This window comes from Skermanella sp., from assembly GCF_059503625.1.
In genome coordinates this window covers 1-10,303 of the sequence record NZ_JCACHA010000728.1, presented here as the reverse complement: position 1 = coordinate 10,303, position 10,303 = coordinate 1, and the positions used below count along the sequence as shown (strand labels likewise).

General features: G+C 63.4%; 14 protein-coding genes. 5 read left to right on the top strand and 9 right to left on the bottom strand.

Features of this window, described 5'->3' with window-relative positions; genetic code table 11:
* Both AC5JJ6_RS24710 and AC5JJ6_RS24705 read left to right on the top strand, forming a co-directional pair.
* On the top strand, positions 1-806 hold an 806-nt coding region (locus AC5JJ6_RS24710; protein WP_496044608.1), incomplete at its 5' end, for an AI-2E family transporter.
* Entirely contained in the window at positions 803-1,315 is a 513-nt protein-coding gene (locus AC5JJ6_RS24705; protein WP_496044607.1) for a hypothetical protein, read from the top strand. The genes AC5JJ6_RS24710 and AC5JJ6_RS24705, both read left to right, overlap by 4 nt.
* Here AC5JJ6_RS24705 and AC5JJ6_RS24700 read toward each other — a convergent pair.
* The 6 genes from AC5JJ6_RS24700 to AC5JJ6_RS24675 form a co-directional block, all read right to left on the bottom strand.
* Positions 1,299-1,511, bottom strand: a complete 213-nt coding sequence (locus AC5JJ6_RS24700; RefSeq protein ID WP_496044606.1) for a hypothetical protein — start codon at positions 1,509-1,511, stop codon at positions 1,299-1,301. The genes AC5JJ6_RS24705 and AC5JJ6_RS24700 overlap by 17 nt on opposite strands.
* Positions 1,512-1,598: 87 nt before the next feature.
* A complete protein-coding gene (locus AC5JJ6_RS24695; protein WP_496044605.1) occupies positions 1,599-1,817 on the bottom strand; it encodes a hypothetical protein in 219 nt (72 codons plus the stop codon).
* A gap of 123 nt (positions 1,818-1,940) precedes the next feature.
* Complete coding sequence (locus AC5JJ6_RS24690; protein ID WP_496044604.1) at positions 1,941-2,891, bottom strand: SMP-30/gluconolactonase/LRE family protein; 951 nt, start codon at positions 2,889-2,891, stop codon at positions 1,941-1,943.
* Positions 2,888-3,973, bottom strand: a complete 1,086-nt coding sequence (locus AC5JJ6_RS24685) for an endo-1,4-beta-xylanase (protein WP_496044603.1) — start codon at positions 3,971-3,973, stop codon at positions 2,888-2,890. The genes AC5JJ6_RS24690 and AC5JJ6_RS24685 overlap by 4 nt, the downstream gene beginning before the upstream one ends.
* 18 nt (positions 3,974-3,991) lie before the next feature.
* A complete protein-coding gene (locus AC5JJ6_RS24680) occupies positions 3,992-4,810 on the bottom strand; it encodes a class I SAM-dependent methyltransferase (RefSeq protein ID WP_496044602.1) in 819 nt (272 codons plus the stop codon).
* 256 nt (positions 4,811-5,066) lie between these two features.
* Positions 5,067-5,639 (bottom strand): cysteine hydrolase family protein, encoded by a 573-nt coding sequence (locus AC5JJ6_RS24675; RefSeq protein WP_496044601.1) that lies wholly within the window; start codon positions 5,637-5,639, stop codon positions 5,067-5,069.
* A 124-nt stretch (positions 5,640-5,763) separates the two neighbouring features.
* Between AC5JJ6_RS24675 and AC5JJ6_RS24670 the strand changes: the two genes are divergently transcribed.
* From AC5JJ6_RS24670 to AC5JJ6_RS24660, 3 genes are all read left to right on the top strand, one after another.
* Positions 5,764-6,798 carry a GlxA family transcriptional regulator gene (locus AC5JJ6_RS24670; RefSeq protein WP_496044600.1) on the top strand — a complete coding sequence of 345 codons (1,035 nt, stop codon included), beginning with the start codon at positions 5,764-5,766 and terminating at the stop codon, positions 6,796-6,798.
* A gap of 166 nt (positions 6,799-6,964) precedes the next feature.
* Positions 6,965-7,651: a Vgb family protein gene (locus AC5JJ6_RS24665; protein WP_496044599.1), complete on the top strand. Its 687-nt coding sequence runs from the start codon at positions 6,965-6,967 to the stop codon at positions 7,649-7,651.
* A complete protein-coding gene (locus tag AC5JJ6_RS24660; RefSeq protein ID WP_496044598.1) occupies positions 7,648-7,941 on the top strand; it encodes a hypothetical protein in 294 nt (97 codons plus the stop codon). The genes AC5JJ6_RS24665 and AC5JJ6_RS24660 overlap by 4 nt, the downstream gene beginning before the upstream one ends.
* A gap of 2 nt (positions 7,942-7,943) precedes the next feature.
* On the opposite strand, the gene AC5JJ6_RS24655 is transcribed toward AC5JJ6_RS24660, so the two are convergent.
* The 3 genes from AC5JJ6_RS24655 to AC5JJ6_RS24645 all read right to left on the bottom strand — a co-directional run.
* Entirely contained in the window at positions 7,944-8,141 is a 198-nt protein-coding gene (locus AC5JJ6_RS24655) for a hypothetical protein (RefSeq protein ID WP_496044597.1), read from the bottom strand.
* Positions 8,138-9,289 (bottom strand): PepSY-associated TM helix domain-containing protein, encoded by a 1,152-nt coding sequence (locus AC5JJ6_RS24650; RefSeq protein ID WP_496044596.1) that lies wholly within the window; start codon positions 9,287-9,289, stop codon positions 8,138-8,140. The genes AC5JJ6_RS24655 and AC5JJ6_RS24650 overlap by 4 nt, the downstream gene beginning before the upstream one ends.
* Before the next feature lie 43 nt (positions 9,290-9,332).
* On the bottom strand, positions 9,333-10,303 hold a 971-nt coding region (locus AC5JJ6_RS24645), incomplete at its 5' end, for a TonB-dependent siderophore receptor (RefSeq protein ID WP_496044595.1).

Below are 10,303 nucleotides of genomic sequence, written 5' to 3'. Positions count from 1 at the left end.
GCGGCTGGATGTTCGGCGCGCAGGTGTCGGGGCAGTTCGATCAGCTGGTCAAGGTGGTGCCGCAGGCCTGGGACGGCGTCAAGGGCCAGCTTCAGGGCTCGTCGTGGGGCAGGGGCGTGCTGGAAACGGTCGAGCAGTTCGACCCGACCAGCGTTTCCGGCGGCGTCGTCCGGGAGGCGGGTTCGCTGCTGATGACGGTGGTCGGCGGCCTGGGCAATGTGCTGCTGCTGGTCGCTGGCGGCGTTTATCTAGCGGCGCAGCCGAAGCTTTACCGCGACGGCGTGATCATGCTGGTGCCTCGCGAGGCGGAGGACAGGACGCGCGATACCCTCGACACCATGGGCGATGCGCTCGGCAAGTGGCTGAAGGGTCAGTTCCTGGCGATGGTCATGGTCGGGACGATGGTCAGCCTCGGGCTCTGGCTGCTCGGAGTGCCGTCCGCGCTGGCGCTTGGTCTGCTGGCGGGACTGGGCGAGTTCGTTCCGCTGGTCGGCGCGGTCGCCACGGCGATCCCGGCCCTGCTGGCGGCCTCGACCGTGGACATGTCGACGGTGCTCTATGTGCTGGTGCTTTACATCGTTATCCAGCAGATCGAGGGCAACGTCATCATGCCCATCATCCAGAGCGAGATGGTGTCGCTGGCACCGGCGCTGGCGCTGTTCGCCGTCGTCGCTTTCGGTTTGCTGTTCGGCATCCTGGGCGTCATCTTCGCGACGCCGCTGACTGTAGTGGCCTATGTGGCGGTGAAGAAGCTGTATGTGGAGGTCGGGTTGGGCAAGCCGGACGCCGGGGAAGAACCGAGTTGAGCCAAGGCTTCCGCACACTGATCCGGCGCATCCTGTCGCCGGTCGTGTCGGCCGCCGCCGTCGTCTATTTCGTAATCGATGCGGTCTTCCTGGGCGTCCTCAAGCCCTTGCTGAACTGGCTGGGGCGGCAACCGGTCCTGGTCCGAACCCGCCGCAGGATCGCATCGCTCGGCCCGTATCCCAGCCTGTTCCTGCTGGGAATCCCGGTAGTGATCCTGGAACCGCTGAAGCCGCTGGGATTCTACGTCATGGCAACCGGTCGTCCGATCCAGGGAGCCGCCATCCTGGCGGGCGCCGAGGTCGCGAAGATCGTGGTTGTCGAGCGCCTGTTCCGGATCAGCCGCGACAAGCTGCTGACCATCCACTGGTTCGCCTGGTGCTACCGGCTGGTCACGGGCTGGCTGGCCCGGCTCCGCGCGCTCTCCGCCTGGCAGGCGGTGGTGCGGGCAGGACGCCGGATCAAAGCTCGGGCGCGCGACGCGATCCGCTGGTTCAGGAGTGCTGCTTGAAAGGTTCCACGATCTTGAGGCCGGCCGGCTGCGGAGATTCCTCGCCAGCGGGCTTCAGGTCCTTTTCCGGCACATTCAGTTCTACCCGGCGCGACGCGGGAAATAGCACGTCGTAACGGGAGTGCGCCTCGATCGTACGGCCCACAACGATGCAGTCATGATTGCCGTACTTCGCCTTCGACCCAAGCGTCAGCATGTTTCCTCCCAAGATAATCTTTTGATCATGACAACCGCAGCCCGTCGTCAGTGTGACTGGCTTTCATCATTATGGAAAAGAGGCAATTCAGGATAGCAGAGACGATATCAGCCGGAACGCGCCATAAATGAGCGATCCGGACAGCGTCCAGCTGAACAGGATAGCGACGAGCCAGATGAGGACCAGCCGAAACCCATGGATCTTGGTATCGTCGCGAGGCCACGGCGTCGCAGAGGGACCGGAGTAGCTATAGGTGATGGGCTTCCCGCTGTTCCGGGACGGAATGTACTCGGCGATGTTGGCCATAACACTCTCGATATGGGTGGTTCGTGGCCAGATATTCACCGATAGGGGTGGTTTTTGTAAGCCGCTACAGTGATCTACCTCCTAAGATAAATCTGTGACATCGAAGTTCGGATCGAACTTCCACTACCAGCCGACTGCACCGCGGGCATTGGTATAGAGCGAGTAAAGCGACTGGCTGGACGCCATGAACAGCCTGTTCCGCTTGATGCCGCCGAAACACAGGTTGGAGCAGCGTTCCGGCAGCGCTATCCGGCCTATCGGTTCGCCACCCGGCGAAAATACCATGACGCCGTCCAGTTCTGGATCGCCCATGCCCCAGCCGCACCAGAGGTTGCCGTCCTCGTCGCAGCGGAAGCCGTCGGGAGTACCCGGGCCGGCGTCGATCAAGACGCGCCGGTTGGCGATGCGGGTGCCGTCCTCCACCACGTCGTAGGCGAGGATCTTGCGCGGCGAAGCACGGCTTTCGACGACGTAAAGCTGCTTCTCGCCGGGCGAAAATGCCAGCCCGTTCGGCCCGGCGATCTCGCCGTCCATGACAGCGGCTTTTCCGGTCGCAGGGTCGAGACGGTAGAGGTTGCTGGGCAGTTCCGGTTCGGCCCTGTGGCCTTCGTAGTCGGACATGATGCCGAAGGGCGGATCGCTGAACCAGATCGAGCCGTCCGACTTGACCACCACGTCGTTGGGCGAATTGAGCCGCTTGCCGTCGAAGCGGTCCATCAGCACCGTGATGGTCCCGTCATATTCGGTCCGGGTGATCCGCCGGCCACCGTGCTCGCAGGAGATCAGCCGGCCCTGGCGGTCGCGCGTGTTGCCGTTGGCGAAGTTGGATGGCTTGCGGAAGATGCCGACGGCTCCGGTTTCTTCCTCCCACTTCATGATCCGCTCGTTCGGAATGTCGCTCCAGAGCAGATAGCGGCCGTCACCGAACCAGACGGGTCCCTCGCACCAGCGGAAGCCCGTCGCCAGCCGCTCGACCGCGGCCAGTCTCTGGTGATATTTGGCGAAGCTGGGATGGAGCACCTTGATGGCGGGATCGGGATAGGACTGGATCGGTGGCAGCATGCTGACTGTCATTTCGCTCCCAGGAGTGCCCGGACGAGTGCCTCGGCGGCTTTCTTCGGCTGGTAGTTTTCGTCGAACGGCAAGGGCCTGTCCTGTTGATTGCGCCGCCGGTGGAACGAGTAGTTGTCGCTCAGCCCCCAGGTGATGACCGTGTCGCACCGGGAGTTGCCGAAAACCGTTTCCAGGAACGAGGTGTACATGTCGGCCACCTTGGCGTCCACGGCCTTGTCGTCCCCCAGCATTCGGTCCGCGCGAACGTCCAGTTCGGTGACGATGGGACGTATGCCGGCAGCTTCGACCTGTCTCAAGAAAGAGCCGAAGCCGTTCGGGTTCCAGGGATCGCCAAGGCGCAAATGTGCTTGCAAGCCCAGTGCGTCGATCCTGCCGCCGGACTTCCTGACACGATCGATCAGCTGAAGGACGGCTTTCCTGCGATTATGATTCCAGGGAGCGTCATGTTCCGTCCCATAATCGTTGTAGACCAGTTGGGCGCGAGGCGCGATCTCGGCCGCCCTCTTGAAGCCTTCGGCGACGTAGTCCGGTCCGAAGGCGTCGAGCCAGGGCGACTGCCGCAGCCCGTCTTCCCTTCCGTCGAACGGTTCGACCGCTTCGTTGACCACGTCCCATGACTTGATGCCGCTGAACCGGCTCATGACGGAAGTCATGTAGGTGAGAGCCAGATCCCAGCCGCCGGTATCCTTCAGCCGGGACTTGACCCAATCGGGCAAGCCCAAGTGCCAGATCAGCGTGGTCCCCCGAAGCTCCTTGCCATTGGCGGCGGCGAAGGCGGCAAGGTCGTCGCAGGCTGCATAATCGTAAAGCCCGGGCTGCTTCTCCACCGAGTACCATTTCATTTCCCATTCCGGGACGATGATGTCGCACTCCCGCAGTACCAAGTCGCGGAAGGATCGGTCGTCGGCAAGGCGGCGCATTGCAACCGCCGCGCCGAAGCGCCGCCCTCCTTCGAGAGCGGCCGCCCTGATCGGGCGCAGCCCGTCGTCGGCACGGGCAGGCGGAAGAAAGAACGGCGCCGCAGCGGCAAGACCGGCGTGCGCCCCCAGGTAGCCGATCAATCTGCGGCGGTTCAGCGTCAAGCGGCGATCCTTCAAAGTCTAGGCGGGAGGCGAGTTCTTCAAGGCGATCAGCGATTTCGTAAAGGGGAACAATCGCTCCCTGATTATCTGCGCGCCGGGAAAAAGAAACTGAAATTGAGCCATGTCGAGCAGCCTGACCTCCTCGATCGATTGCATGGCTTCGTCTATCGTCTCGCGTCGCTGACGGTGACCGAGCGTGAACTGGTGCTGGAGATGAACACGCGTGGAGCGGGGCAGCCAGTGAAAGAACGGAAGACGGAAGTGGGGTTCGTAAGGGAACCAGAAATATGGGGTCTGAACGTAGTATCGCGGAGCAAGGCGCCTTACTTCGCCGGCGAACGCTTTCATGCGGGACCAGTCGCCGACATGTTCCACCGTGGAATTCGTATGGACCATGTCGTAGCTGTTGTCGGCTGCCTGGGTGACATTGCAGGCGTCGGCTTGGAGATAGGTAAAGATACCCGATGTCGTGCCCGTCGGCAGCGGGTTGACCAGGACGACGCTGACATTTTTGGAATGCAGATAAGCCGGTTCGAACAGGCGCCAGTAATGTTCCGTGCCGCCGAGGTCTATGATCCGGCAGGAGCCCTTTTCCGCATGAACGGCATCGATCATCTGACGGATATAGATGCTGCGCCGTGCCCGAAACCGCTGTCCCAGGCTGGATGGAGGGCGGTCGATCCCTATGGTAGAGGCAGCTTGTGCTGTCATTTTTATCCTCTGAACGTCGACTGGCGGGACCGTCGGATGCGTATGGGTGTGCCCCCCGACCGGATCGATAAGGATGTTTTGCCCCTTGCTTGAATCCTCACCGGGTCGAGTTATTCGCTCCGACAATCCAGTTAAAATGCTTAACTAAATTTCATGTTATGATAGAGCTGGGTTCAGGTGAAGTCCCAAGGCTGGTCTGTGTCGGTATAATCACGAAGAGAACATCTAATGATAGCAGGATATAGTCATGCCGTAACTTCAACGGCTTAAGGGATGCTAACCAAGGGCCATGATGTCGGGTCGGAGAATTGACGCAGGCTGGTCTGTCCGCCGGACCAGCCTGCGCCGAAGTCTCGGGCAGCGCCGAGTTGCGCCTCCGGGTTCAGGCGGCGCTCGATTTTTCCTCGGTGGCGGCGAGATGATCGCCGGTGGAGACTATGGTCGCATAGGCGAAGCCGAGTGCCGCCATGAAGGCCGCATGGACATGAGCCGCCGGCACAAGGACGCCCCCGAATTCGAGATCGCGGGAAGCGCAGGCATCGTGGACGACCGTGACTTTGTAGCCGAAATCGCTGGCCGCCCGGGTGATGCCGTCGATGCACATGTGGCTCATGCTGCCGACGATCACGAGTTCCTCGATGCCTTTGTCGTCGAGCAGTTGCTTGAGTTCGGTTTCGCGGAACGAATTGACGAAATGCTTGAGCACGACCGGTTCGCCGGGCCGGTTCAGCACCTTCGGGTGTATCTGCGCGCCTTTGGAACCGGCGATGAAGAACGGTGCGTCCGTCCTGCCGAACTCGTGGCGGACGTGTATCACGAGGTCGCCCGCTGTCCGCGCGGCGCCGATGATCCTGGCCGCATTGTCGGCGGCGGTCTCGGCTCCGGCCAGCGGCCACTTGCCGCCGGGGAAATAGTCGTTCTGGATGTCGACGACGATCAGCGCTTTCCTGGTCATATCCCTTACCCTTTTGCTTATGGTGGCGAAGGCCTCGGCCTTCCGCTGGACACCATAGGCCCGTCGGGGCATGGTGCCGATTGGCGGAACCGACATTCCTCGGGCCAAAACTGACAAACGGTCGATGATGCAGCCCGACGACAGACCTGCCGAGATCGGCCTCCTGCTTTATCCGGGTGCGCAACTTGCCGCCATCCATGGGCTGACCGACCTGTTCCAGGTGGCGAACCTCATGGCGAGGACGCATGCCGCAGCGGGAGCGCCGCCGATCAGGGTCAGTCACTGGCAGCAGGATGCTGAAGCCATGGGCATCGGCCGGGTCTTCGATACACATCCCGGGACGGCCGGCCGGACAGGGGATGGGGCAGGGGATGGGGCAGGGGACGGACCGCGCTTCATCGTGGCGCCGCCGAGTTTGAGCGGCCTGCCGGAGCCTGCGGTAACTGCCGGTCTGGCGCTCTGGCTGGCCGAGCGTCATGCGGGCGGGGCGACGCTGGCGTCCGTCTGCATGGGCGCATACCTGCTTGCCGAAACCGGCCTGCTGGAAGGCCGGACGGTGACCACGCACTGGTCGCAGGCAGACGCGCTTGCCGGGCGCTTCCCGGGCATAAGGGTCGATGCGGAAAAGCTGATCGTCGACGACGGCGATATCATCACCGCAGGCGGCGTCATGGCCTGGACCGACCTGGGCTTGAGGCTGGTGGACCGTCTGCTCGGTCCCGCCGTCATGATCGAGACGGCCCGCTTCCTGCTGATAGATCCGCCGGGCCGCGAACAGCGCTTCTACAGCAGCTTTTCGCCGAAACTGCATCACGGCGACGATGCCATCCTGAAGGTCCAGCACTGGCTTCAGGCGCACGGCGCCCGCGATGCGACGCTCGGAACGATGGCGGCGACGGCCGGGCTGGAGGAAAGGACCTTCCTGCGCCGCTTCCGCAGGGCGACAGGGTTGAAGCCGACCGAGTACTGCCAGCACCTGCGTATCGGCAAGGCGCGCGAGATGCTGGAATTCACCCGGCAGACGGTCGAGCGGATTGCCTGGGATGTCGGCTACGAAGATCCCGGTGCATTCCGCAAGGTGTTCAGCAAGGTGTTCAGCAAGATAACGGGGCTTTCACCCGGGGACTACCGCCGGCGGTTCGGTGCCGAACTATCCTGACGACATCCGCATCGCCGGCATGTTGCCGCGCATGCCTTCCATCCTGGCCCGCCAGGTATCCGGGGCAGCGTAAGTCGTCCTCTCGCCGTGTAGCGGTATGCTGGTTGGATGCCCTTGGGGACCGGCCTATCTGTGATGGGGCAGTCAATTGGACCAGGAGCTTTCGATGCGAAAGATACTGACCGCCGTTGCCGCCGCGATGCTGTTTACCGGTATCGGGCATGCTTCCGCCGACCTTCCCATGAAGGAATTTCAACTGCCAGCTGGTTCCAGGCCCCACGACGTGGCGCCGGCGCCCGATGGCGGTGTCTGGTATACGGCGCAACGACACGGAGCATTGGGACGGCTCGATCCGGCGACGGGCAAGGTCGAGCAGATCCCGCTGGGCAGCGGCTCGGCGCCCCATGGCGTCATCGTCGGTCCGGACGGGGCACCGTGGATCACCGACGGCGGGCTGAATGCGATCGTCCGTGTCGATCCCGTCACCAGAAAGGTCACGCGGTACCCGCTGCCTGCCGGCACCGGCAACGCTAACCTGAATACCGCGGCCTTCGACGGCAGCGGAGTGCTGTGGTTCACCGGGCAGAACGGCATCTACGGGCGGCTGGCTCCCGCGAGCGGCGACATCGAGGTCTTCAAGGCGCCCGAAGGGCGTGGACCCTACGGCATACGGCGACGCCGGACGGTGATATCTACTATGCCTCGCTCGCGGGGAGCCACATCGCGCGGATCGATACCAAGACGGGCGATGCTACGGTCATCGAACCGCCGACCGACGATCAGGGTGCCCGCCGCGTCTGGTCGGACAGCCGAGGCAAGATCTGGGTCAGCGAGTGGAACAGCGGGCAGGTGAGCGTCTACGATCCGGCCGCGAACAGCTGGCGCAGCTGGAAGCTTCCGGGCGAGAACCCCTTGGCCTACGCCGTCTATGTCGATGAGAACGACAAGATCTGGCTCAGCGACTTCGGCGGCAATGCACTGGTGCGCTTCGATCCCGAAACCCGGAACTTCGATGTCCAGCGGCATCCCCGGCCGGAAGCCAACGTGCGGCAGATCCTGGGCCGGCCCGGTGAAGTATGGGCCCCGGAGTCCGGAACCGATACCCTGGTGATGGTCCGGACCGGGCCGGCCGAGGCGGAGTGAACCTAGCGACCTCCTGCCCGCGATGGCGGCGGAATACGCGGGGGCCATTGCCGCCAGAGCTTGACGGTGCAGACCAGGAGCGGCACGGAAAGGCCGATCCAGCAGACCCAGTGCCAGAGGCCGTCGCCGACGATGGCGGAGGCGAGGCCGAGCAGCGAGAGTGCGGCAAGGATCGCGGGAATGCGCCATACGCCGTTCATGCCTTGCTGCCCATCCGGGCGCCGGATGCATCCCGCACTTCGGCCTCGGCCGCCGCGGCGCGCGTCCGCGGCCGTTTCACCCAGACGACGAAGCCGGCGACGGTCACGACACCCGTAACGATGGTGAAGAGCGCCCAGATGATCTGAAGCGGCAGACCGCCGTAGTCGCCGAAATGGAAGGGGCCGGAGAGCAGTACGGCGGTGATGTACCAGGGCATCTCCGCCGTTTCCGTCAATTGTCCGGTCTGGGCGTCGACCAGGGCGACGCTGAGCAGCTTCTGCGTCAGCTCGGTCTGGCCGCGCACCGTCACGCTGAAATGGCGGTCGCTGGCATACTCGTTGCCGGGATAGGCGATGAAGGCGATATCCATTCCGGGAAAGGCTGCAAGGCCGGCCTGCGCCGCCTGATCGACCGTGACCGGAGTGCCCGTCATCGGCTCGGTGTGGCGGCCGATCATGGAGACGAGTTCGGTCTGCTGCCAATAGGTGAGGATGAGCGGCGAGAACGACAGGATGGCGCCCGTCAATCCGACCACCAGGGCCCAGACCAGGGTCGCTACACCCAGCAGGTTGTGCAGGTCGATGTTGGCGATGCGGGTGCCCCGGCGGAACCGCAGCAGGCCGAAGGCCAGCTTCTTCATGAAGGGACCGTAGACGACCAGTCCGCTGACCGTGCTGGCGACGAACAGCAGGCCCATGACCCCGATGAACATCTGACCGGCGAAGCCCGCGAAGAGGTCCACGTGCAGTTTCAGGAGGAAGCCGGTCAGGGTTTCTTCCGGCTGCTTCAGAACCTGATTGGCGCCGGTGTAGCCGTTCAGCATGACCCAGCGCCCGTCTTCGAAGTCGCGGACTCCGGGGGCGCTCATGAAGATGAAGTTCGCGCCGGGTTCCTCGGGATCGAAGGAGACGAACTTGGGCTCCAGCTCCGGATTGGCGGAGCGCGCGATGTCGACCAGGGATTCCAGAGGCAGGCGTGCCTGCCCCTCGGTGTAGCTGGTGTCGAACTCGTCGCCCATCAGGTGTTCGATCTCATGATGGAATACCAGGATCAGCCCGGTGACGCATAGGATCAGCAGGTTCACCGAGCAGATCAGGCTGGTCCACCGGTGGACCAGCCGCCAGCGACGCAGGTTCGCGGGTTTCATGGCAATCTCCTTTGCCGGCGGCGCCGAGAGGGAAGAAGCAGCATTACCACCGGTAACGCAGCCCGGCGGTCACCGTCCGTTCGTAGCCATAGGCGCACCACTCGCCGAAGTAGCAGGACGCCACGTACTCTTTGTTGAAAAGGTTCTTGGCGTTGAGCGAGACCTCGGCGCCGGCCAGCGTGGGGGTGAGGGACCCGAGGTCGTAAGTGACCGCGGCATCGACCAGCGTGAAGGACGGCACCTTGAATGTGTTCGCCGAGTTCACGGTGCTGCCGGTGAAGCGCACGCCGCCGCCGATGCTGAGACCTTCCAGGACCGAGCCTTCCGGCATCCGGTAATTGGCCCAGCCCGATGCCTGGTGACGCGGTATGGCGGCCAGCCGGAAGCCTTCCCGTCCGTCGTTGTCCTTGGTGTACTCGGTGTCGAGGAACGTATAGGCGCCGATGACGTCCAGCTGGTCGGTGACGGCCATCCTGGCTTCCAGCTCGATGCCGCGCGACCGCGCTTCGCCGCTCTGGACGGAGAATCCCGGGAAGGCCGGATCGCTGGTCAGCAGGTTGCTGCGGGTCAACTCGAAGACCGCCGCCGTGAACAGGCTGTTGGTTCCCGGCGGCTGATACTTGACGCCGACTTCGTACTGGGTTCCTTCCTCCGGATCGAAGACGTTGCCGAAGAAATCGGTACCGGTCTGCGGATTGAAGGATTCGGCATAGCTGACATAGGGCGCGATGCCGTTCTCGAAGAGGTAGGTCAGGCCGGCGCGGCCGGTCAGCGCCTGATCCGACTTGCTCGACGACCCGAACTCGGTGGTGGTTTTGGTCTCGACCCAGTCCTTGCGGCCGGCGAGCGTCAGCACGAATCCGCCCAGCTTGAGCTGATCCTGGATATAAATGCCGTACTGGTTCGACTTTAGATCGGTACGGCTGGTATCGGGCGGGACGATCGGAACCCCATAGACTGGCGCGAAGACGTCGAGCGACGGACCTACGCCGAAGCCGGGGGCGTAGTGGCCGT